The sequence below is a fragment of the Streptomyces sp. NPDC057743 genome (assembly GCF_042798755.1).
GTDB lineage: Bacteria > Actinomycetota > Actinomycetes > Streptomycetales > Streptomycetaceae > Streptomyces.
On record NZ_JBHVJX010000015.1, the window covers coordinates 70,518 to 93,137 of the forward strand.

Annotated in this window: 16 protein-coding genes; 6 read left to right on the forward strand and 10 right to left on the reverse strand. The window is 71.3% G+C overall.

All coding sequences use genetic code 11. The annotated features are described in order from the left end of the window. Positions 1-70: 70 nt before the first annotated feature. The 4 genes from ACFVFQ_RS18960 to ACFVFQ_RS18975 form a co-directional block, all read right to left on the reverse strand. Complete coding sequence (locus tag ACFVFQ_RS18960; RefSeq protein ID WP_383417010.1) at positions 71-2,026, reverse strand: serine/threonine-protein kinase; 1,956 nt, start codon at positions 2,024-2,026, stop codon at positions 71-73. A 158-nt stretch (positions 2,027-2,184) separates the two neighbouring features. Next, on the reverse strand, positions 2,185-2,742 hold the full coding sequence (locus ACFVFQ_RS18965; protein WP_383417013.1) for a restriction endonuclease: 558 nt from the start codon (positions 2,740-2,742) through the stop codon (positions 2,185-2,187). 252 nt (positions 2,743-2,994) lie between these two features. After that, positions 2,995-3,204 (reverse strand): hypothetical protein, encoded by a 210-nt coding sequence (locus ACFVFQ_RS18970; RefSeq protein WP_383417016.1) that lies wholly within the window; start codon positions 3,202-3,204, stop codon positions 2,995-2,997. 170 nt (positions 3,205-3,374) lie between these two features. Further along, positions 3,375-3,836, reverse strand: a complete 462-nt coding sequence (locus ACFVFQ_RS18975; RefSeq protein ID WP_383417019.1) for a nitroreductase family deazaflavin-dependent oxidoreductase — start codon at positions 3,834-3,836, stop codon at positions 3,375-3,377. A gap of 166 nt (positions 3,837-4,002) precedes the next feature. Between ACFVFQ_RS18975 and ACFVFQ_RS18980 the strand changes: the two genes are divergently transcribed. After that, entirely contained in the window at positions 4,003-4,704 is a 702-nt protein-coding gene (locus tag ACFVFQ_RS18980) for a TetR/AcrR family transcriptional regulator (RefSeq protein ID WP_383417022.1), read from the forward strand. An 84-nt stretch (positions 4,705-4,788) separates the two neighbouring features. Here the strand turns inward: ACFVFQ_RS18980 and ACFVFQ_RS18985 are convergent, their stop codons facing one another. Then, positions 4,789-5,289 carry a hypothetical protein gene (locus tag ACFVFQ_RS18985; protein ID WP_383417025.1) on the reverse strand — a complete coding sequence of 167 codons (501 nt, stop codon included), beginning with the start codon at positions 5,287-5,289 and terminating at the stop codon, positions 4,789-4,791. Beyond that, on the reverse strand, positions 5,259-6,776 hold the full coding sequence (locus tag ACFVFQ_RS18990) for a sigma-70 family RNA polymerase sigma factor (protein ID WP_383417030.1): 1,518 nt from the start codon (positions 6,774-6,776) through the stop codon (positions 5,259-5,261). Before ACFVFQ_RS18990 ends, ACFVFQ_RS18985 begins: the two co-directional genes overlap by 31 nt. 413 nt (positions 6,777-7,189) lie before the next feature. Between ACFVFQ_RS18990 and ACFVFQ_RS18995 the strand changes: the two genes are divergently transcribed. The 4 genes from ACFVFQ_RS18995 (at position 7,190) to helR (ending at position 13,493) form a co-directional block, all read left to right on the forward strand. Continuing rightward, positions 7,190-8,134: a CAP domain-containing protein gene (locus tag ACFVFQ_RS18995; protein ID WP_383417033.1), complete on the forward strand. Its 945-nt coding sequence runs from the start codon at positions 7,190-7,192 to the stop codon at positions 8,132-8,134. Between the two features lie 225 nt (positions 8,135-8,359). Further along, positions 8,360-9,691: an ATP-binding protein gene (locus ACFVFQ_RS19000; RefSeq protein WP_383417036.1), complete on the forward strand. Its 1,332-nt coding sequence runs from the start codon at positions 8,360-8,362 to the stop codon at positions 9,689-9,691. Further along, entirely contained in the window at positions 9,688-10,815 is a 1,128-nt protein-coding gene (locus ACFVFQ_RS19005) for a hypothetical protein (protein ID WP_383417038.1), read from the forward strand. The genes ACFVFQ_RS19000 and ACFVFQ_RS19005 overlap by 4 nt, the downstream gene beginning before the upstream one ends. 470 nt (positions 10,816-11,285) lie before the next feature. Next, positions 11,286-13,493 (forward strand): RNA polymerase recycling motor ATPase HelR, encoded by a 2,208-nt coding sequence (gene helR, locus ACFVFQ_RS19010; protein WP_383417041.1) that lies wholly within the window; start codon positions 11,286-11,288, stop codon positions 13,491-13,493. Positions 13,494-13,672: 179 nt separating this feature from the next. On the opposite strand, the gene ACFVFQ_RS19015 is transcribed toward helR, so the two are convergent. Both ACFVFQ_RS19015 and ACFVFQ_RS19020 read right to left on the reverse strand, forming a co-directional pair. Further along, the gene (locus ACFVFQ_RS19015) at positions 13,673-15,217 is read right to left on the reverse strand and encodes an amino acid permease (protein ID WP_383417044.1); all 1,545 of its coding nucleotides are present in this window, start codon (positions 15,215-15,217) and stop codon (positions 13,673-13,675) included. A gap of 95 nt (positions 15,218-15,312) precedes the next feature. Then, positions 15,313-15,894 carry a TetR/AcrR family transcriptional regulator gene (locus ACFVFQ_RS19020; RefSeq protein ID WP_383417047.1) on the reverse strand — a complete coding sequence of 194 codons (582 nt, stop codon included), beginning with the start codon at positions 15,892-15,894 and terminating at the stop codon, positions 15,313-15,315. 224 nt (positions 15,895-16,118) lie between these two features. Here ACFVFQ_RS19020 and ACFVFQ_RS19025 point away from each other — a divergent pair, with 224 nt between their 5' ends. Then, complete coding sequence (locus ACFVFQ_RS19025; RefSeq protein WP_383417050.1) at positions 16,119-17,432, forward strand: MFS transporter; 1,314 nt, start codon at positions 16,119-16,121, stop codon at positions 17,430-17,432. Between the two features lie 16 nt (positions 17,433-17,448). Here the strand turns inward: ACFVFQ_RS19025 and ACFVFQ_RS19030 are convergent, their stop codons facing one another. Then, positions 17,449-22,197, reverse strand: a complete 4,749-nt coding sequence (locus ACFVFQ_RS19030; protein ID WP_383417053.1) for a caspase family protein — start codon at positions 22,195-22,197, stop codon at positions 17,449-17,451. Between the two features lie 16 nt (positions 22,198-22,213). Continuing rightward, positions 22,214-22,576 (reverse strand): hypothetical protein, encoded by a 363-nt coding sequence (locus ACFVFQ_RS19035; protein WP_383417056.1) that lies wholly within the window; start codon positions 22,574-22,576, stop codon positions 22,214-22,216. Positions 22,577-22,620 lie beyond the last annotated feature (44 nt).

Genomic DNA, 22,620 nt, shown 5'->3' on the forward strand with positions numbered 1-22,620 from the left:
TGCCGCGCTCCCGGGGCCACTACTCGTCGCATGACATGGTGGCCCCGGCCCAACAACCGCTCACCTCACGTCAGTTGACACGCTCGTAGTGGTACCCGTTGCCGTGGGCGGGTCCCACGTCGTGGCGGATGCCGCCGGGGTCGTCCAGGGCGAAGTAGGACGGGTCGGCGGTGCCGCAGATGCCGTTGGAGCGGGCCTGGTCCACAGAGGCGGCGCTGAGGTTGATGCGGCTACCGCCGGCCGACACCGACTCCAGCCGGGCCACGTTCTCGCAGTGGCCGGTGCCGGTGACGTCGCTGATCAGCCGGACAGCCTGCTGGCCGTCGGCCGCCCGGGAGATGACCACCTTGCCCGGCTGCTGCGCGTACGGGTTGGTCAGGTGCCAGGTGCCGACGAAGGACGCCGGGACGGCGTTGCCGCCGGAGTCGGAACCGGACCCCGAACCACCGCCGGTGGCAGGGTTGTTGCCGCCGCTTGCGCTGTCCGAACCGCCCGACGAGCCGCCTCCCGTCGCGCCGCCCGAGGAACCCGTCCCACCGCCCGAAGCGCTGCCGCCGGTCGCACCCGCCCCGCCGGCCCCCGCGGGACCGGCCGAGGGCTTGGCGCTCCCGCCGCCCTGTTCGCCACCACCGGAATCCTTGGACTTCGCGTCCTTGGAGTGCGACGGTGATGGGCTCGACGGGGCCGGTGCACCGGGGTTGACCGGCGCCGCACTCCGCCCGTTCGCCGGCGGTGACGCCTGCTGCCGCTGGAACGGCTGGAGGACCAGCACGGCACCGCCCCCGACGGTGACCACGGCCACCAGTCCGACGCCGACCACCAACGGGCGCCGCCGCCGCTCCCGTTCAGCGGAACGGGCCGGCTTCGTACGGGCCGACCGCTCAGGCACCCCCTCCTGCGGCACCGCCGGCGACACCTCCGCCGGCACGTGCTGCGGCGCGTCCCCGGAAGCGCCACCGCCGGCCCGAAGGCCGACCGTCGCCCGGTCGCCACCGCTCGAAGCACCCGCCTCCGGCACTCCCCCCGCCGGGCGGCCGCCCGAAGCCTCCGCCCCGGCGTCCACCCCCGCATCCGCATCCAACAACCGGGCCGCCTGCTGGGCCAGGGCCACCACCAACTTGGCGGGCAGCCACTCCCCACTGGCCGGACCGGCGCCGGCGGGACGCTCCTGCTCGGCGGCCTCCAACAGCGTCTCCACGCCCGGCCGTTGCTCCGGATCCTTCGCCAGACAGTGCCCGATGAGCTCACGCAGCGCCTGGTCCGCCACCGCATCCAGCTGCGGTTCACCCTCGACGATGCGGTACATCACCGCGTGCTGGTTGGTCACATCCTGCCCGAACGGCAACTGGCCCGTCGCCGCGTACATCAGGACGCATCCGAGCGCGAAGACGTCGCTGGCGACGCCCACCTCCTGGCCGAGGATCTGCTCCGGTGCCATGAAGCCTGGCGAGCCGATGACCATGCCGGTGCTGGTCAGCAGGGACTCCACCGAGGCGTCCAGGGCGCGGGCGATGCCGAAGTCGATGACCCGCGGGCCCTCGACCGTGAGCATCACATTGGACGGCTTGAGGTCGCGGTGCACGATCCCCGCCGCATGGATGTCCTTGAGCGCCCGCAACAGCCCGTCGGCGAGCACCCGCACGGAGTCCGCCGGCAGCGGGCCGTACTGCCGCACGACGTGTTCCAGGGACGGGCCGGGCACGTAACCCGTTGCCACCCAGGGGAGTTCGGCGTCCGGGTCCGCGTCCAGCACGGGCGCGGTGTACCGCTCCCCGACCCGCCGCGCCGCGTTGATCTCCCTGCGGAAGCGGGCCCGGAAGTGGTCGTCCGACGCGTGCTCCTCGTGGACGACCTTGACCGCGACCGTGCGCCCGCCCGCCGACCGGGCCAGGAACACCCGGCCCATCCCGCCGGCCCCGAGCCGGCCCAGCAGCGCATACGACCCGATACGCCGTGGATCGCCCGGCGCCAGCGGCCGCACCCCCGTGAGCCCGTCGTCCCGCCCGTCCGCCCCCGCACTGCTCATGACTGTCCGTTTCCCCCTGGTCACCACAACCGCCGCGCCAACCGGCCGCCGAACTTCCCGCGGCCGGAGCAGTATTTACTACAACACGAACGGCTCCCCGACGGTATCAACCCCCCGCACAGGCCCGACTACCGCCCGCCGAGCCCGCCGCCTCTGCTTCACCCCCAGGGCGGGCGCCCACCGGCGACCCAACGGGCCAGCCCGCGCCCGTCGATCAGCCGAAGCGGCACGGGGAGCGAGGCGTTGGCGACCTCGGCGTCACGGGTGAACCGCGAGGTGGTGACGATCACCGCGGCGTCGCAACGATGAAAGTCGCTGTACGTCCCGTTCGCGGTATAGATCGCGGGGGCACCGACCCGGTTGCGTTCGCCGTACCGCTTGCACTGCACGGCGATCCGCCGGCCGTCCCGCAGCACGACGAGGACATCCAGCCCCCGGTCGTTGGCGCCACCCGAGACCGTGGCGGACCGGACGCCGGGATCGCGGCGCGCAAGATCGGCAATGGCGTGCTCGAACTGGGCACCGGTCATGTGCTGATAGGCGGCGAGGCTATGCGTCATGTCCCGCCGCGGACCGACACCCCCGACAGGCCAAAGCCGGAGCCGACCGCTGCGCACAAGAATCCCGAGCACGACCGCGACGGCCAACACCCCGAACACCGCCGCACCAACGGGATATTCGCGAGCGAGCGACACGGCCACGACGACGGCCAGCACGACCCCGGCGAACCGGGTGAAGGCGCGCTCACGCGCACGGCGTCGCGCCGCCTGCCCACGGGGCCGCCGCCCGGGACGCCGGGCCGCCTGGCGCACCGGCCGACGCCCAGACCCCCGCCCCCGACCGGACCGCCGACCGCCAACAGGCCGCCGTCGAGCTGGCGTTGCCATGTGAATGCCTCCCCCTCCAGACCCGCCGCGACGACAACCAAGCGGCGCCGCCCCACCCCACCACAGGCAGTGCGCCCGCCATCAAAGCCCGGACCGGGCTACGCCGTGCACGAGCTGGCTGAGAAACTGCACGATCGCCTGGCCGATGGGCGTCGGCGCAAGCAGGACGCCGAGCGCGAGCACGATGACCACCGTCAGCTTCTCGTCCAACCGACTCCTGGCCTCCGTACGGCGACGCAACCGCAACACGACGACCACTGCGAGCAGCACCACGACGTTGATCGTCAGCAACCGTCCGCCCCCAACTGGACATTTCGATTCCCGCTCCCCAGCGGGCCCTTCCAGCCCTCTTGTCTAGCCCGAACTGGGCGGCGGTGTACCGCAGTTGCAAAGGGTTGGCGCAAAACGCGCCCACCCCGCGCCGGAGGCGGGCGTCCGTGGCCCGGGGAGGGTGGTGGCAGTCAGTCGGTGAACGTGAGGCGGAAGACCGGGTGCTTGGGGGCGATGCGGAGCAGCGCGTCGTCGGAGGACTCCGGGCCGACGCCGTCGAAGAAGGTGCTGACCTGCGCCTTCCAGCGCTTGAGGTAGGCGCGCAGCAGGACGGGCTTCTCGTCGTCCGGCACCTCGGTGGCGGTGAACGGCCGGGCGGCCTTGCCCAGGCGGAGTTCCCCGCCGCCGGCGGCGCGCAGGTTGCGCGTCCACTGGACGTGACCGCGGGGCGCGACGAGATAGTGCCGGCCGTCCACGGTGAGCAGGTTCACCGGCGTGCACCGCCACTCTCCGCTCTTGCGGCCGCGAACGGCCAACTCCTGCGAGCCGAAGACGCCGATCCCGTGCCGGTTGAACCAGGCAACGAGCCGGTTGAACACATTGATCGTGAACCAGCCCGGCTTGATGGCGTGATCGGCGGTCTGTGCACTCATGCGAAATCCTCCTCGACACGGCAGCGTGAGCAGTGCACCGGCATGGGCAGGGCAATGACGTGAGCAGTGCTCTCTCTATAGAGCAGTGTGCACGCTATTGCCAGCCAAAGCAAGAGCAGTGCTCTCGCTTCGAGTCACCGCTCCCGTTGCTGGCAGACTGGCCGACATGAGTGCCATCGAGGGAGCGCGCGCACGCGCACGCCGGGAAGTCACCGCGGCGATCAAGGACGAGGCCCGCCGTCAGCTCGCCACCGAGGGGGCCGCCAAGCTGTCGCTACGCGCCGTGGCCCGCGAGCTCGGAATGGCCTCCTCCGCGCTGTACCGGTACTTCCCCAGCCGGGACGACCTGCTCACCGCGTTGATCATCGACGCCTACGACGCGGTGGGCGAGGCCGCCGAACGCGCCCTGGCCCGGGCCGGCGCCGCACCCCTCGCCCGTTGGACCGCGGTCTGCCGCGCCGTCCGCCGCTGGGCGCTCGCGCACCCGCACGAGTACGCGCTCATCTACGGCTCGCCCGTGCCCGGTTACGCCGCGCCGCAGGACACCACCGGCCCGGCGGCCCGCGTCGGCCTCGCCCTGATCCGCGTGGTCGAGGACGCGCACGCGGCCGGCGACCGCCCCGCGCCGGATGACCTGGCGCTCCCCCAGAAGGTGCTCGCCGACGCCGAGCGGCTGCGCAAGACCCTCGGGGTACGGCTGCCCGCCCCCGTCCTGGTGGAGGCCACCGCTGCCTGGGCCGAGCTCTTCGGCCTGGTGAGCTTCGAGCTCTTCGGCCAGTTCGAGCGGGTCGTCGACGCGCGCGACGCCTTCTTCGAGCGCGCCGTCACCCGCCTCGCCCGCAACGTCGGCCTGTCCGCCGCCGAGTAGCAGCCGCTCCCCCTGTCCGCCCCTATCCGCTCTCCGGCCTCCGCTCTCTACTCCTCGCCAGTCACTCCGTCAAGAACCCTCCCATCACTTTGAGTTGAGGGCGATGGTCCTGAGTTGATGGAGCGTCAGCGTGGGGGTCGTGCGGGTCGGCGTGCCGTTCGGCGTGGCGGCGTTGAAGGCGCTGATGACCACGCGGGTGCCGTCGGCCAGGGCCTCGTCGCCGGGGTGGAAGAGGTCGCCGGCGACGTCGCGCATGTCGGGCTGGACGTTGATCTCGACGAGGCTGCGGCCCTTCCCGTCGTCGACGACGACATGGCCGTACTCGGCATCGCGCCCGTCGCTCCTCCCCACCACGTCGAGGCCCTTGGGCAGCAGGTCGGAGAGTCTGGCGGAGAGCGGTGGGGCGGCGGGCTTGTCCGCGCGCGCCCGAGGACCGCCGGGGAGGGTGTCGGTGACCCTCCGCCACTCCTGCGCCGCCGCCAGGGTCTTCAACTGTGCGGGAGACAGCGGCGGTTCGGCGCGACTGACCGGGGCGCCCTTCTCGGCGGCGGCGTTCAGCGTGGTGCGGCGAGGTCTTGGGTCCACCAGGGGCCCTGGGGCCCGTGGGCGATGCCGACGCCCACCGCGGTGAATTTGCAGTCGAGCAGGTTGTCGCGGTGCGGGGCGTCGCCCATCCAGTCACCCACCACCGCGGCGGGGCTCTCCGGGCCGCGGTCGAGGTTCTCGCCCCAGCGGCTCCACTGGTATCCGGCGGCGGTGATGCGTGCGTCGGGGCCGACGCCGTCGGGTGAAACGTGCTCGTAGTAGTTGCGGGCCGCCATGTCTGCGGAGTGCCGTTGGGCCGCGTTGTGGAGTCGTGGGTCGATGCGGAGCGGGCCGCAACCTGCCTGTGCGCGGCGGCGGTTGACGAGGGCGGTGACTTGTTCTTCGAGGTCGGGTGGGGTGGTGGTGGGGGAAGGCGGGGCGGGAGTGGGGGTGGGCGTGGGAGTTGGGGTTGGGGTTGGGGTGGTGGTGTGGGAAGGGGTGGGGGTTGACGTGGGGGGTGTCGGGGTGGGGGTGGGCAGGGTGCGTTCGGGGGTGGGGGTTGGAGTGGGGGCGGGGGTAGGCGCGTTGTGGGGGGTGTGGGGGCGCCACCACAGGGCGGCGAGGGTGGCCAGGATGAGGAGCAGCGCGGTGCCGGCGATGGCCGTTGCCCTGGGGGATGGACGGCGGGGGTGGGGCGGGGGTGGCGACGGGGCCGTGGCCGTCGTCGAAGTGTCTGGCGTTGGTGACGTGCCCAGGGCGGTGGGGAGGGCCGGGTGGGGCGTGAGGTGTGCGGGGAGGGGGAGCATGGCGAGGCCGGCCAGGAGGCCCTCGGCGGGCAGGAGGTCGCTCCAGTGCCGGGAACAGGTCGTGCAGTTGCGGGCGTGCCGGGCTATGCGTTTGCGCCACAGCGGGGCGGGGTTGCGGTCCCACGCCGCGGTGAGCTCGGCGAGTTCGGGGCAGGGCGGGTTTCCCGCGAGGGCGCGGACGACGACGCGTCCGGTCTCCAACTGCTCCTTCATCCGCTGCACCCGGACCGCGGCATGCCGGCTCTCCAGGCCGATGGCGTCGGCGAGTTCCGGCCGGCTGATCTCGCCGGCGGCCTCCAGCCACCACAGTGACAGCAGCGAGCGGTCCCCCTCGTCGAGCCAGCGGGTGGCCTCGGCCACCTCACGGCGTTGGCCGGACAGTCCCAGTCGCAGGATCGTCAGGTCGACGAAGTCGGCGGAGTGGTCGGGGCGTTCCACCGTCTGGTCGTCCAGGGCGACGGTGGGGACCTTGCGGGCGACGGTCCAGCGGCGCCGCACCTGGTTCATGGCGATCGCCACCAGCCAGGAGCGGAATGATGCCGGCTCGCGCAGATCCGGCAACGACTCCAGGGCACGGACCATGGTCTCCTGCACCACGTCGTCGACGTCCGTATGGCCGTCCAGCGCCCGGCCGACGACGTTGTAGATCAGGGGCAGGTACCCGGAGACGAGTTGTTCCCGGGCATCGTCGTCTCCCGCCCTGGCCGCCTCGACGGTCGCCGTATCGCTGTCCCACTTCACGCCTGTTCGGTCCCGTTCATCCGTTTACGCCTGCATGGCCCCCGTGCTCAGGTGACCCGTCCGACGCCCGGCGACAACAGAAAAGTTACGGGGAAAGTTCGCCGGTTCGTTCGCCGGTTCGCTCGCCGGCTTGTGTGGCAGTTCGCGCGCCGGCCTGTGCTCCCGTCCCGTGCCGTCTGCGGAACCCAGCGCGGGAAGGAGCGGGAAGGCGTGAGCGGGAGGGCGGTGGGCGGGGGCCCGGAAAAAAATCCCGGGAATTTTCGTTGTCGGGGGTCACCCCCGGGGTCTCCCCCAGTGCGGACCGTTCGTCAGGCGGCCGCACGGACCGGCCGACACGGACCGACCGCGTGGCCTCACGTCGGGACGGAACGGGGACCGGGACGGCAGTCGAAGAGGAAGAAGAGGTAACGGACATGGAGCAGCACGATGGCCTCGGCACCACACCGGAGCGCGAGCCGTCGGGCGGTGGCGCCGGCCACCCCACCGACGCGGCGACCGCACACCGGCGGCACGCCACGTCCCGTCCCGCCCGCCGCCGGTCGGGGAAGGTCGGCGGGAACCACCGCGCCGGCGCCGGCCGTCCCGGAACGAAGGCGGCAGCGTTGGCGGTGGGGGCCGTCGTCGTCACGGGCGCCGGGCTGACGCTGATATGGCCCGGATCCGGAGCGGACCAGGCACTCGCGGCCGACCCGTCCGCGCCGGCGCGCCCCACCGCAGCCGTCCCCTCCGCCCCGTCGACGCCGAGCAGCGCCTGGCACTCGCCGCGCCGCCACAAGCCGTCGTCGCCGACCGCCTCCGCGTCCGCTTCGGCCGTCGGGCAGCACGAGGACGGGCGCACACCGCCCGAGGCGAACGCCCCCGGGGAGCGCGCGCACCCGACCCACCAGGCGACGACGCACCCGAACCGCGGTACCGCCTCCGGTACGGGCCGCGCCACGTCCCCGTCCGGTTCGCGGGCGGCGACCGGTACCGCCGCGGAGTTCGCCCGTAAGGTCCTGGAACTGGTCAATGCCCAGCGCGCCCAGGCTGGTTGCGCGCCCCTGACCGTGGACCGGCGCATCCAGGCCGCGGCCCAGGCACACTCCGACGACATGGCCGCCCGCAACTACTACGCCCACGACACCCCGGAGGGCGTCGACCCGGGTACCCGCATGACCAACGCGGGTTTCCACTGGCAGAGTTGGGCCGAGAACATCTTCAAGAGCCCCAAGGACCCGGCCACGGCCGTGGACGGTTGGATGAACAGCCCCGGGCACCGCGCCAACATCCTCAACTGCTCCTACAAGTCCACCGGCGTGGGCGTCAACCTCAGCTCCAACGGGCCTTGGTGGACTCAGGACTTCGCTACCGGGTCCTGACTGACTGGCTGACTGACTGACTGACCGTACGCAGCCAGCGAGGTCATCGGGAGACTCAGGGACGGCGCCTTCCGCGACGAGCGGACGGGCGGACGGACGGGCGCCGTCCCGCAGTCGCCCGCGAGCGCCGAACGCCGATCGCCGACCAACCCATTTCAGGCGGCCCAGGCAATTCAGGCAGGGTGCGCGCACGCCTGCCGCGACGGCTCCGTAAAGTAGGGGCCCATGGCGGCGGAATCCCCCCTGATACAGAGCATGCGCGCGGCCGTTGCCGCGGCTCCCGATGACGTACCCCTGCGGCTGCACCTCGCCGAGCTGCTGCTGACCGCCGGGGACGACGACGCCGCCGTGCGCGAACTCGCCGCGGCGCTGCACCGCGTACCCGACGACGCCCAGGCGCGCGGGCTGATGCTCCGGGCCCTGAGCGACGCCCAGACACCACCCGCTCAACCCGCCGCCGTCGCCCCACCGCAGACACCGTCGCTCCAGACGCCGCCCCAGGCACCCCCACAACCTCCCGCCACCACGCCCACGCCCACACCCACCCCCACCGCACCGCCCTCCGGCTTCGACTGGAAGGCCGCCGAGGACCAGGTCGGCGACGCCGTACCGCCCCGGTTCGTGACCGCGCCGCTCGCCGTCGACGGTGCCGGTGATCCGGGCGACGCGGCCGCCTGGGAGGTGGAGCGACCGGGTACCGTCCGCCTCGCGGACGTGGGTGGCATGCAGCAGGTCAAGGAGCGCCTGGAGGCCGCCTTCCTGGCGCCGTTGCGCAATCCGGAGCTGCGCCGCCTGTACGGCAAGAGCCTGCGCGGTGGGCTCCTGCTCTACGGCCCGCCCGGCTGCGGCAAGACCTTCATCGCGCGCGCCGTCGCCGGCGAACTCGGCGCGAACTTCCTGTCGGTATCGGTCAACGACGTCCTCGACATGTGGATCGGCAACTCCGAACGCAACATGCACGAGCTCTTCCAGACCGCCCGCCGCCAGGCACCGTGCGTGGTCTTCCTGGACGAGTTGGACGCGCTCGGCGGGAAGCGCAGCCGCACCCAGAGTGCCGGCATGCGCAACACCGTCAACCAGTTGCTGACCGAGTTGGACGGCATCGAGGCGGACGCCAACGAGGGCGTGTTCGTGCTCGCCGCCACCAACGTGCCCTGGGACGTGGACCTCGCGCTGCGCCGGCCCGGCCGACTGGACCGCACCCTCCTGGTGCTGCCGCCCGACGCGCCGGCCCGGGAGGCGATCCTCCGCTACCACCTGCGCGAACGCCCCATCGAGAACGTCGATCTCGGCAAGCTGGTCAAGGCCACCGACGGGCTGTCCGGCGCCGATCTGGCCCATGTCTGCGAGGCCGCGGCCGAGCACGCGCTGCTGGACTCGGCCCGTACCGGAACCGTGCGCCTGATCGGCATGCCGGACCTGCTGGCCGCGGCCGGGCAGATCGCGCCCTCGACGGAACCGTGGTTCGCGGCCGCCCGCAATGTGGCGATGTACGCCAACGACGGCGGGATGTACGACGACCTGGTGGCCTATCTCAAGAAGAGGCGCAAGCTGTGACCGCACCGCACCCGGCCGTCGAACGGGCCCAGGCCCTCATCGACTTCGAACGCCACGGCCAGGCAGCGGAGTTGCTGGCCCAACACCTCGCGGAGGTCCCCGACGACCTACGCGCCTGGGTCAAGCTCGGCTACTGCCAGCTGAACATGGAGCAGCCGGAACCGGCCCTGCACGCGTCCGACGAGGCGCTCAAGCTGGCACCCGAGGACTTCGGAGCCCTCATCCTGCGCGCCCAGGCACTGACCCGCCTGCCGGGCCGGGGCTGGCGGGAGGCCGAACCGGTACTGCGCGACGCGGTCCGCGTCGACCCCGGGCACTGGTACGGCCACGCCATGCTCGCCGACGCGGTGTCCCGCATGTCGCTGGTCCGCTACGCCCAGGCCAACAACCTCACGGAACTCCCCGAACGCGGGCTCGACGTCGTCGTGCGGGAGGCGACCGAACTGGCCGCGGAGGCGCTGCGATTGGGCCCCGAGGAGGTCTACGCCCACGAGGTCGCCAGTCAGATCGCCGGCTTCGCGCGCGACACCGAGGCCGTCGACCGGCACGACCGTGCCCTCCTCCGGCTCGACCCCACCCATGCCGAGGCGCTGGCCAGACAGACTCGCAAGGCCGCCCAGGCACCGGGCGTCAAGGCGGCCGAGGCGGCCGACCTCTACGCCACCGGGCTGGCCGCCGCGCCGGACTCCGCCGAGCTGCAACGCGGCCTCGACCAGGCCACGTACCGGATGTTGCGCGGCGTGCGGTGGTTGGCCCTGCTCTGCGTCGGCCTGGCGGGCGCGATGATGGACCTGTTCGCCGTCGAGGGCGAGGTGCAGCGGGAGTTGCCGCTGCCGCTCGGCCAACGCCTCTGGTACCTGGTGCCGATGACGGCCATCTGGCTGCTCGGCTGCCTGCTGCGCTACCGACGGCGGCGGGCCGGCGTCCGACTCAACGTCCGTTCACTGATCCGCCGTCACGTGTGGTCCCGCATCGTGCTGGGCCAGGCCGCCTGGGCCATGCTCTGCGCCCTGCTGATCGCCCAAGTCCCCTGGGCGGAGCGGCCGTTGCCGCAGGTGCTGTTCTGGGCGGGGTTGGTACCGACCTTCGCCACGATCTGGTTCGACCGCCCGAACAAACGCTGATCGACGGCTCCTTGACGCTCGCGCAGCCCGCGAGCGCCCCACCCCAGCCGTTGCGGGAACCACCGCGCGGCCTCGCCAGTCACCCCTTGCGACAGCAACATCGGCCGGCCCGGCGACCGACAGAGTCGGGCCGGCCGCCAAGGGCAAGCCGACAAAGACGGTCCGGAAAAGACGGTCCGGCAAAGACAAAAGGCAAGGAGAACGTCCGCTCCTTGCCACTCTCAAGGTATAGCGCACTGGGGGCCTTGCGGCAAGGCCCCGGTCATGCCGCACAATCACTGGCCGAAGCCAGAAGCTGGGGGAATGGGAGACTCACGAAGTGCGTGCCGTGTTGTTGCAGTATGGGGAATTTTCTGACGTTGGGCCGGTGGTTGCGGGGCCCACGCCGCCGTTGCGAGCACTGGGCGCCGAGGTACCGACGTGCGCGCCACCGGACTGCCTGGCCACGCGCCATGATCGGAGCCACTGACATGACCGCTCCCCTGACCACCGGCGCATCCACTCCATCCAGCGCATCCACTCCATCTAGTGCGTTCGCCCTTCCCGACCGCCTCTCCGCCAAGGCCGATCCGGCGCTGATCGCCGCGGACGAGAGGCACTTCGCGGCCATCGCGGCCAGTCTCCAACAGGCGATCGACGAGCTGTCCGAGCGCCTCGACGCCGAGCTCAAGGCGCCCGGCGGCACCGGCCGCGAGGCGATGGACCGGGACGCGGAGATCCACCGGCTGACCGGTCGCCTACGCGCCCTGCGCCGCTTCGGCCTGGACCTGTGCCTGGGTCATGTCGTCCGCACCGACGACCCCGAGCCGCTCTACGTCGGCCGGCTCGGCCTGACCGACAGCACGGGGCGCCGGCTGCTGGTTGACTGGCGCTCCCCCGCGGCCGAACCGTTCTTCGCGGCGACCCACGGCAACCCGATGGGCCTGGCCAGTCGTCGCCGGTACCGCTGGACCGGCGGCCGGATCAGCGACTACTGGGACGAGGTGTTCACCACCGACGGGTTGGAGCGGCACGCCGCCCTCGACGACCAGTCCGCCTTCATCGCCAGCCTGGGCAGCAACCGCTCGGACCGGATGCGGGATGTGCTCGCCACCATCCAGGCGGACCAGGACGCCATCATCCGGGCCGGCTCCCGCGGCTCCCTCGTCGTCGACGGCGGCCCCGGCACCGGCAAGACCGTCGTCGCCCTGCACCGCTCCGCCTACCTCCTCTACTCCGACCCCCGCCTCGGCCACCGTCGCGGCGGCGTGCTCTTCGTCGGCCCGCACCAGCCCTACCTGGCGTACGTCGCCGATGTCCTCCCCAGCCTCGGGGAGGAGGGCGTGCAGACCTGCACCGTGCGGGACCTGGTCGCCGAGGGCGCCGGGGCGACGACCGAGACCGACTGGGAGGTGGCGCGCCTGAAGTCGTCCGCGCAGATGGTGAAGGCGATCGAGACGGCCGTGAGGTTCTACGAGGAGCCGCCCGCCGAGGGGATGACCGTCTCGACCGACTGGGCCGACCTCTGGTTGAGCGCCGATGACTGGGCCGAGGCGTTCGACGCACCGGGGCCGGGCACGCCGCACAACGAGGCGCGCGAGCTGATCTGGGACGAACTGGTCGCGATCCTGCTGGACAAGTGCGACGCCGACGTCCCGCCCGAGCAGTTCAGCCGGTCGCTGCGGTACGACGAGGAGCTGGTCAGCACCCTCGGCCGTGCCTGGCCGCTGCTCGAAGCGGCCGACCTGGTCGGCGACCTGTGGTCGGTCCCCGCGTACCTGCGACTGTGCGCCCCCTGGCTCGACCGCGACGAGATCCGGCGGCTGCAACGCGCGCAGCCCCAGGCATGGACCGTGTCCGACCTGCCGTTGCTGGACGCGGCGCGGCAGCGGCTCGGCGATCCGGAGGCGGCCCGGCGCAAGCGCCGGCACGAGGCCATCCTTGCCGCCCAGCGCGAGCAGATGGATCAGGTCGTCGACAACCTGATCCAGGCCGCGACGGACTCCGGCGCCGACGGTGACGACGGCGAGGGCCTGGTGACCATGCTGCGCGGCCAGGACGCCCAGGTCAGTCTCGTCAACGAGGCCGAACTCCCCACTGTCACACCGGACTTGCTCGCCGGCCCGTTCGCGCACATCGTCGTGGACGAGGCGCAGGAACTGACCGACGCCGAGTGGCAGATGCTGCTGCTCCGCTGCCCGTCCCGGAGCTTCACCATCGTCGGGGACCGTGCCCAGGCCAGGCACGGCTTCACCGAGTCGTGGCAGGAACGGCTCGAACGCGTCGGGTTGGACCGTATCAACGTGGCCTCGCTGAACGTCAATTACCGCACCCCGGAGGAGGTCATGGCGGAGGCGGAGCCGGTGATCCGGGCCGCGCTGCCGGACGCCAACGTCCCGACCTCCATCCGCAACAGCGGCATCCCGGTCACCCACGGATCCCGCGCGGACCTCCACCCGATACTCGACGCCTGGCTCGCCCAACACGCCGACGGCATCGCCTGCGTCATCGGCGACCCCACGTTCCGGGCAACGCCCCGCGTCCGGTCGCTGACCCCCGAACTGTCCAAGGGCCTCGAATTCGACCTGGTCGTCCTCGTCGCCCCGGACACCTTCGGCAACGGCATCGAGGGAGCGGTCAACCGCTACGTCGCCATGACCCGCGCGACCAGCCAACTCGTCATCCTCAACGGCGCCTGACGGCGGCGGGGTCGGGTGGGGTGGGGTGGGATGGGATGGGACTCTCGGCGGCCGTTGGTACGCGGTTGTGCGGACTGACGCGGGCCGCGGCAGCACATCGCCGGCGGACTGGCCGCGGCGGTGGCCCAACGGCCCTTCGATATGGGGTGATTGGCCCGCGGGCCGGCGGGCACCCTGATTCAGTCCTCGACGCCCGTCCCCGGGGCCGCAGACACCATACGTGCCCGGCGCCCACGGCTCACCCCGCGCACCGCCCGCCGAACCCCGTAGGCCAGCAGTACCACGCCCAGGCTGCCCAGGCTCATGAGGAGTTGGGGCCGGGTGTCGGCGAACAGGGCCATGGAGAACAGGATCGCCAGAAGTGCGGCGATGGTCAGCCACGTGAGGTGGGGGTGGGCCCACATGCGGAAGGTCAACCGGTGGGGTTCGGTGCGCCGGGCGCGGGTACCCAGCCGTAGTTGGGAGACGGCGATCGTGACGTAGAGGAAGATGAGCACGGCGCCGGTGGAGTCGAGCAGAAAGCCGAACGTCCGCTCCGGCTGGAGGACTTGGGCGCCGATGGAGAGGTATCCCATCACGGTGCCGAGGAGGAGGGCGCGGGCCGGGGTGCCGCGGCGGTTGGTGTGCGCCAGGGCTCGCGGCGCCTCCCCGTGGCGGCACAGCGTGGTGAGCATGCGGGACGAGGCGTAGAGGGTGGAGTTGAGCACCGAGAGTAGGGCGGCCAGGATGACGGCGGTCATCACGGTGCCGGCGAACGGGACGCCCATCCGTGCCATGGCGGTGGCGTAGGGGCTCTCCGTTCCCGTCAGGGTGTCCCACGGCACGATCGCCACCACCAGGAAGATCGAGCCCAGGAAGAAGATGACCACGCGCCAGAGGACCTGGCGGGTGGCCCGGGCGACGGCGGCTTCGGGGTCCGGGGTCTCGGCCGCGGCGATGGTGACGATCTCGGTGCCGCCGAACGCGAAGACCACGACCACGGTCGCGGCGAGCACGGCGCCGGGGCCGTTGGGGAGGAAGCCCCCGTGGTCCACGAAGTGACTGAGGTGCGGGCTCGCGTCGCCCGGCCAGAACCCACAGACATAGGCGGTGCCGAGCGCGAGGAATCCCACGATCGCGCCGATCTTGACGATCGCCAACCAGAACTCGACGCTGCCGAACGATCCGGTGGAGCAGAGGTTCACCACGGCCACCGCGGTCAACAGCACCACGCTCACCGCCCAGTCAGGCACCTCAGGCAGCCAGCCGTGCACGATCCGACCGCCCGCGATGGCCTCGATCGCGACGATCGCCACGAACGCGTACCAGTACAGCCAGCCGATGGTGAACCCGGCCCAGTCACCGAGCGCCAGGCGCGCGTAGTCGGCGAACGAGCCCGCCATCGGCCGAGCGACGACCATCTCGCCCAGCATCCGCATGACGAGGATCACCAACAGGCCCGCGAGGGCGTAGGAGAGCACGGCGGCGGGCCCGGCGCTGTGGATGGTCTGGGCGCACCCGAGGAAGAGACCGGTGCCCACCGCCCCGCCCAACGCCATCAAGGTGAGGTGCCGCTGCTTCAGCGCACGCCCGGCGGCCGCAGCGGGTGCAGGGTGCCTGGGGTGGTGGCCCTCCGGGCCGTCCGTGCTGCCTGCGCCCTCCGGGCCGCACGCGTCGCCCAGGCCGTCCGGCGCCGGTCTGCCGCCCGGTGCGTCCGCCGGCCGTCCGGATGTGGCCACAGTCATGCTGTCTCCCCCTGGTTGGATGCTCAACGAGAAGTATGTACGGGTTCGCGGCGGGCCGCCTCGACGGGCCCGGTGGCCCCGCATACACCCTCGTTTCAGCCTCGCGCCGGCAGCAGCTCCCGCAGCAGGGCCTCGAACTCCTCGGCCCCGGTTGGCCCGTCACCGAGCAGCCCCTTCAGCAGCAGCCCGTCATAGGCGTTGGTGAACAGCGCGATCCGCAACGGGTCGTCGGTGAAGAGCCGGGCGAAGTCGGCCAGCACGGCCGTCCAGCGACTGGTGGCGTCGCGCAGTTCCGGGCGCCGGGCGGCGCGCAGACACAGCTCGAACTCGGCCAGCAAGTGCGCCCGATCGGTGAGCAGTTCGGCCATCAGGAGCGCCAGCGCCCGGATCTTGTCGGTGCCGTCCGGTGCGTCGGGCGCCTCGATCAGTTCCCTGATGCGCACCGAGTCGGCCGCCATGCAACTGGTCAGGGCCGCGTTCAGCAGCGCGTCGATGCTCTCGAAGTAGTAGGTGGTCGCGGTGGTCGGCAGACCGGCTTCCTGGGCGACCGCGCGGTGAGTGACGCGTGCGGCGCCGTCCCGGGCAACCACCCGCACCGCGGCCTCGATCAGGGCCGCCCGTCGGCGAGCGCCCTTGGCCTTGCGTCCGTCGGTGATGGGCTCGTCGGGGGTCGACATCTCGGCTGAACTCTCCTGCCTGGTGAGGGGCGGCAGCACCATATCCCGGCGAACCGGTTTCCCCCACAGGCGAACCGGTTTCCCCCACACAAGAAACTGGGACTATAGTCCCAGTTGTTGTTCCGTCGCCTGCTTCGGTGTCCCCGTGCGGGGCGCGCGGCGGCAGGAACGTCCCTGCCTGCCACCACCACCCGCACGGGATCGCCCCAACCCCTGGACGAAACATGGCAATCCCGTACCGCGCTCTCTTCTCCGCTCCCGGAACGAAGGCGTTCAGCGCCGCCGGCCTGCTCGCCCGACTCCCGCTGCCCATGGCCCACATGGGCATCCTGACGATGCTCTCCGAGACCACCGGCCAGTACGCCCTGGCCGGACTGGTGGCGGGCACCTTCACCTTCTCCATGGCCTTCCTCGGACCGCAGGTCTCCCGGATCGTGGACCGCCGCGGGCAGCGCCGCGTCCTGCCCGTAGCGACCGGCATCAGCGTCATCGCGCTCGGCGCCCTGCTGCTCTGCGCCACCACCGGCGCCCCCACCTGGACGCTCTTCCTCTTCGCCCTGCTGTCCGGCCTGATGCCCAGCATGGGGGCGATGGTGCGCGCCCGTTGGACGGAGATCTACCGCGGCCAACCACAGTTGAACACCGCCTACTCCATGGAGTCGGTGGTCGACGAGCTGACCTACGTCCTTGGCCCCGCGCTCGCGGTGATGCTCTCCACGGCCCTGTTCCCGCAGGCCGCGCCGCTCGCCGCGGCCCTCCTCCTGACCGTCGGCGTCGCCCTGTTCGTACCGCAGAAGCGCACCGAACCCCCGGTCAGGACGCGCACGGAGAACGCCAGCGGCGCATCCGTGATCCGCTCCGCCCCGGTGCTGATGCTCGCCCTCACCCTCCTCTTCGGCGGCGCCATCGCCGGCACGGTCGACACCATGGGCCTGTCCTTCGCCGAACAGCAGGGCAACAAGGCGCTCTCCGGCCTCGTCTTCGCGGTCTACGCCCTCGGCTCCGGCATCTCCGGCCTGGCCTTCGGCGCCCTGAAGCTCTCCGTCCCGCTCCCGCGACTGCTGGTCGTCGGGGTGACCGGAACCGCCCTGACCACCCTGCCCTTCCTACTGGTCGGCAACGTCGCCGGGATGGCCGCCGTGGTCTTCGTCGCCGGCGTCTTCTTCGCCCCGACCATGGTCGTCATCATGGGCATCGTCGAGCGGACCGCCCCCGCCCACCACCTCACCGAGGCCCTCACCTGGATGATCGCCGGCCTGCAGAGCGGTGTGGCGCTCGGCGCCGCGGTGTCGGGGATCGTCGTCGACGCCTACGGCACCCGCTGGGGCTTCGCCGTCGCCATCGGCGCCGGCGCCATCGCCCTCCTCCTCGCCCTCACCAGCGCCCCCATGCTCAACCGGCGCCTGGCACGGCGCGAGAACGCCCCTGCCGAGCCCACCGACGCGCGCGAAGCAGACGGCGCATGCGAGGCACGTGACGCACGTGATGCCCCTGACGCACGTGACGCGCTCGATGTCACGAGCGAAGCGTGCCGATAGCGCCGCCTACTGACACTCACTCAGCCCCGGTATAGATCACGTCCCGGGCGAGTGTGAACCCGAGTTCACGGAAGCGTCGAGCGACCTCCGCCAAGGAGCGCCCACTGAGCGAGGCGCCCTGATGGACGTGCCACAGGTCAACCGGGGCCTGCTTGTCCAGCCATTCGTAATTCCCCTCGCGGAAACGCCCCTTGACCATCAGCATGCGGAGATCCTCAAGCTCGATCTTCGCCAGGTCGCCCGAGCCGTCCGCCACCCGCAAGCCGAACCCCGCAAGGCGGGCTGCCACTTCCATGGGCCGACGCCTCAACCTGCTGGCCACGGCCAGCACATGACTCACCGGCACCGGCACCGTCTCGTCCAGCCACGGCACCATGGGATCGCCCTCGACCCTCAGCATGGCCGGGTCATCCACTCCGACCACCTCCGGCAGCACCCTGCCCTCCGCAAGGTGCAGCCCGAGCTCCCCGAGCCTGGCCACCACCTCCGCGGGACGACGCTTGAACCGCTCCGCCACCGCCAACACATGCCCCAACGGCACCGGAACGGCGGCATCCAGCCACGGAGCATCCCGGTCGCGTGCCTTGCTGAGGAGGAAGAGGTCGTCGGACTCCACGACGTCAGGCACCCCCGCACCGTCCGGAAGGCGCAGTCCAAGCTCCCCGAGCCTGGCCGCCACGTCCGCGGGACGCCGCTTAAACCGCTCCGCCACCGCCAACACATGCCCCAACGGCACCGGAACCGTGCAGCGCAACCAATCCGTCCCCCGGCCAGTGGCCGCATTGAGCAAGGCGAGGTCTTCGGTCTCCACCGTCGGAGGCAGCACCGCGTCCTCGTCCAGGCGCAGGCCGAGCTGCACCAGCCTGGCAGCCACCTCCCCGGGAGACCGCCTCGCGGCATGGGCGGCCACGAGCACATACGCCGGCGGCACCGGCCGCGCGACATCCCACCACGGCATGTCCGGCGTGAGGCCCTGGCGCAGGATCGCCAGGTCGCCGGGCTCCATGGCCTCGGGCAGCACCGCTCCCTCGACGAGCCGCAGCCCGAGCTCCGCGAGCCTGGCCACCACCTCCGCGGGACGCCGCTTCGTCCGCTCGGCCGCCGCCAACACATGCCCCAACGGCACCGGATCGGCCACATCCAGCCACGGCCGCTGCCCGGCCTGATGCTTGCTCAGGACGAAAACGTCGTCGGGCCCGGTGGTCTCGGGCAACGTCGCCCCCTCGACAAGCCGCAGCCCGAGCTCCGCAAGCCTGGCCACCACCTCCGCAGGACGCCGCTTCGTCCGCTCCGCCGCCGCCAACACATGCCCCAACGGCACCGGATCGGCCACATCCAGCCACGGCGGCTCCCGATCGAGGTCACGGCTGAGCATGATCAGGTCGTCGGCCGTGACCGTCTCGGGCAACACCGCGCTGTCCGGCAGCCGGAAGCCGAGGGCCATGAGTCGGTCCGCCGCCTCGTGCGCGCTGCACCCCACCACATGCGCGAACTCCAACACATGCCCCACGGGCACGGGCAGTTCGGGGTCCAGCCAGTCACCCACGTAGCGCCGCTCCGAACCGAACTTGGGCCGGGTCTGCTCGGCAGTGGCCAATTCGGTGAGCAGCCCCACGTCCGTGGGCCGCGCGCGCACCACCGACTCCGATTCGGTGAGCCGCACCCCGGGAATCGCCCCCGCGGCGCCCCACGCCCTGACGCGCCAGGCGACGACGCGTTCCGGGATGCCCATGGAAGGGCGTTCCCACCAGCCGCCGTCGCTCATGATCTGCGTGTCCATCGAGAAACAACCCACCGCGGTGATGTCCAGCTCCTGCCTGGCCACCACCCAGGGGTGGTACCGACAGGTCACCGCGGCCGCGGCTATCTCGTCCGCCAACGCCGGTTGGTAGTCGGACAGTTCGGACAGCCAGTCGTGGCCGAAGACCTCGGTTCCCGGCCGCAGCAATACCGGGATCTCCGCACGCAGCCGCCGCAGGACGTGATCCGTGTCGTAGGTCAACGCCCGCCTGCGGTCGACGGTCAGCTGCGGTGCATGGGTCCCGGTCAGGTTCACCACGGCGCCGAACATCGGAACGCCGATCCACACGCCGTCGGCCAGGACGCCGCCATGGGTACTCGTCCACCACACGTCCGGCCGGGTCGTCGCGTCGACCGCGACGTCGGCCTCGCGCACCGCATCGCTGCTGTGCGGGTCCCGGTGGCCCAGCGGCGCCACCGGCGAGAGCACATCCGGCTCCCACTCGAAGCGGGCGTCCGCGTCCTGTGCCACCACCGCGTACTCGGAGATCCACAGCAACCTCCGCAACAGCGCGGTACACGACGGGAGTTGGGACGACGGGCGGAGATACAGGCGCACGGTGGTGCCGGCGTCGTACCCCCGTCCCACGTCGTGAATGTAGAAGAGGGACCCCGGTCCGGCAATGTCCACCTGTAGGCGCTTCCCGGCGTGACCCTCGCGGTCCAGGCGGCAGGTGGTCACCGAGATGTCGTCAGCGATCATGAAGTAGCTGAGCACGCCGATGCCGAAGCGACTGTTGGGGTGGAGTTCGATGCCCGCCTCGCGCCACTCGGCCTTTTCGTCGAGGTACTCGGGGAGGTCGGCGAAGCGCATACCGGCGTGCGAGAAGACTTCGCGGAGCTCGCCCTCCCCCATGCCGATGCCGTTGTCGGTGCACTCGATGTAGGCCCGGCCGTCCTCGGCCACGCCCTGCTTGAAGGTGATGCGCCCCGACCAGGGGGCGAGTTCGGGGTGTCGCCGCCGCAGGTACTGGGTGCGGGCCCCGCGGTAGCGGCAGGCGTCCAGTGCGTTCTGGTAGAGCTCACGGATCGCCAACGCCGGGTCTCCATACAGTTGTTCGCCCATGAGGAGTTCCTGGACGCGGTCGTCCGCAAGGCGGAAGCGCAGGTCCATCGACACGTACGCGGGCGCCCCGGTCGCTGTGACGACCGGTCGCACCTCGTCGGCCGTGGCGTGCGCCGGCAGGTCCTGCAACGGCTCCAGTTGGGCCTCGCCGCCGGCGCGGACGTCGACCGAGCCGAGCAGGGCGTCCAGGGCGGCCGCCTGATGCCGCAGGGCCAGGCCCACCGCAGGATGATGGCAGGACGCCTTGAGGACGCGCGTGCGACCGCCCTGATTCCAGCGGGCGTCCTGGAGGGTCTGGTGGAACTGCGCCATGTCCACGGAGTACTTGATGCCCAGGTGCTCCACGACGACGTCCGGCAACAGGACCGGATCGATCGCCAAGTGGTGCGCCACCGCCAGCAGGACGACCAGCAGTTGTTCCCGGACGTGCTGCTCCGCCTCGGCGCCGCCCGCCAGTTGGCGCGTGGGTTGGTTGGCGATCGTGCCGAACGGAGTGCACAGCGAACGCATCAGCACGGACAGGGTGTTCAGCTCGAAGAGTTCGACCACCAACTTGCGGTCGGCATCAGCCGGGACGCCATCCAGCAGGCTCTCCGCGGGGCCGAGCAAGCTGCCCAGGACCTTCTCCTGGAATCCCCCGGGCTTGCTGTTCAGCCAACGATGGAACAGCCACCAGGCGATGCCGGCCGCATGGTCGTCCCCCGCAAGTTCGGCACGACGCACCAGCCGCTGACGGTTGTTGAAGAACTGCTCGTAGTTGGCGCGGGCGGGAGACGGACCGGGCAGATGGCCGAGGTGGGTGGGCTGGACCTCCAGCGCCTGCACCGCGGCGCGGTGGGCACTCGACACGTAGAGGTAGGGCGCAGCAACCAGGAGGGCGGCCTCGGCCGGGGACAGGGCCAGTTTCTCCGGATTGAGGACCTTCGACAACAGCCAGCCCACCCGGTGGGTCATCCGCTCGGCGAAACCGACCGGCCGCCAGGGGTCCTCGGCCAACTGCGCCTCGTCCCGGGTGAACTGCGGGATGATCTGGGCGACGAGAGCAACCGTGGCCGCATGCATGGCCTCGGCGCCGGGGACGTCGCCGATCTGCTTCCACGCCGGATGGTTGCGGGCCGCGGTCACCCAGGCGTGCTCGCCCGCGGCCCCGAGTGCGGTGCGGTCAGGCCGCTCGAACAGGACGAAGTCGTCGGCCTCCGTCTCGGTGCGCACCCTGATCTGCTGGCGGGGCAGCTCCTTCTCCGCGGTCAGCGCGTCGGTCGCACTCTGCAACTGTTCCCTGAGCTCGCGTAGCGTGCTCGGGCCCGCTTCGTCCGCCACAACGGTGCTGAGGGCACGGGAGAAGATGCTGAAGGTGTTGTTCCCCGCGCTGGTGAAGCGGGCACGTTCCCCGGGCGAGCAGGCGTATACGTGGCAGTAGTGACGCTCACCGGTCCGCGCGACCCGCATCTCCGACCAGGCAACGGCGTTGCCGACAGACATCTCCCTGAGGTCGATGCCCTCACGACAGGCGTCCACGAACACCACCACGTCACCGGCTCCGCTGCGCTCCACGTAGCTGCTGAAGTCGAGCGACAGGCACTTGCCACGGAAGTCGTGAGAGGTGGTCCGCGCCCCCTTGGGCACGAGGTAGTCCTTGCCACCATGGTGGATCCCGTGACCGCTGAGATAGAGCAGCAACGTCTCGCCCGAAGTTGCGTCCTGGAAGAAGGTTTCGACGGCGTAGTCGATGCTCTCCCGGTCGGTCTCGTCAACGTTATGGGTGCGCACCCCGTACCCGACCTCGGTCAACACCCCTTCCAACTCACGCATATCGTCCGTGACGAAGGGCAGGTCGTCGATCTGGGGGTCGTGGTAGAGCGGCACCCCGATCAGCAAGGCACGGTACGAGCCGGTCATCGCGCTCTCCAACGGATCAGGAGCCGAAGGTCAGCGTGATCGCTCCCTTGGCACCCACTTGTGCCGATGTCCCCACGATGGCGATGCCCCCGGTAGCGGTGATCTCGAAGGAGACCTGCGCCTGCTGCAACGGCATGCCACCGTCGGGAACCCTGAGGTCCCCGAGCACCTGTTGCAGGGCATCCACCGTGCGCTGGAGGTTCTCGTGCAGGACGGCGGTGGGAATCCGCCGGACCGAGGACTCCTCCCCCCGACGCCCGAAGATGCCCATGGCCCCCGAACCGGCCGGCTGTTCGGTGTCGTCAATGGACACCACCACATCGAGCCCCTCCACTGAGGCCCCCTTCTCCGCACCCGCGGCCTCGGCCGTCTCGAACATGGCTCCCCCTCATCTCAGACCCGGAAACCGCCACATCATAGAGC

Excerpts from the sequence above, each read along its gene's own strand:
- ACFVFQ_RS18960 (WP_383417010.1), bottom strand. The coding sequence starts at position 2,026 with ATGAGCAGTGCGGGGGCGGACGGGCGGGACGACGGGCTCACGGGGGTG.
- ACFVFQ_RS18975 (WP_383417019.1), bottom strand. The coding sequence starts at position 3,836 with ATGAGTGCACAGACCGCCGATCACGCCATCAAGCCGGGCTGGTTCACG.
- ACFVFQ_RS18980 (WP_383417022.1), top strand. The coding sequence starts at position 4,003 with ATGAGTGCCATCGAGGGAGCGCGCGCACGCGCACGCCGGGAAGTCACC.
- ACFVFQ_RS18995 (WP_383417033.1), top strand. The coding sequence starts at position 7,190 with ATGGAGCAGCACGATGGCCTCGGCACCACACCGGAGCGCGAGCCGTCG.
- ACFVFQ_RS19000 (WP_383417036.1), top strand. The coding sequence starts at position 8,360 with ATGGCGGCGGAATCCCCCCTGATACAGAGCATGCGCGCGGCCGTTGCC.
- helR (WP_383417041.1), top strand. The coding sequence starts at position 11,286 with ATGACCGCTCCCCTGACCACCGGCGCATCCACTCCATCCAGCGCATCC.
- ACFVFQ_RS19015 (WP_383417044.1), bottom strand. The coding sequence starts at position 15,217 with ATGACTGTGGCCACATCCGGACGGCCGGCGGACGCACCGGGCGGCAGA.
- ACFVFQ_RS19020 (WP_383417047.1), bottom strand. The coding sequence starts at position 15,894 with ATGTCGACCCCCGACGAGCCCATCACCGACGGACGCAAGGCCAAGGGC.
- ACFVFQ_RS19025 (WP_383417050.1), top strand. The coding sequence starts at position 16,119 with ATGGCAATCCCGTACCGCGCTCTCTTCTCCGCTCCCGGAACGAAGGCG.
- ACFVFQ_RS19030 (WP_383417053.1), bottom strand. The coding sequence starts at position 22,197 with ATGACCGGCTCGTACCGTGCCTTGCTGATCGGGGTGCCGCTCTACCAC.
- ACFVFQ_RS19035 (WP_383417056.1), bottom strand. The coding sequence starts at position 22,576 with ATGTTCGAGACGGCCGAGGCCGCGGGTGCGGAGAAGGGGGCCTCAGTG.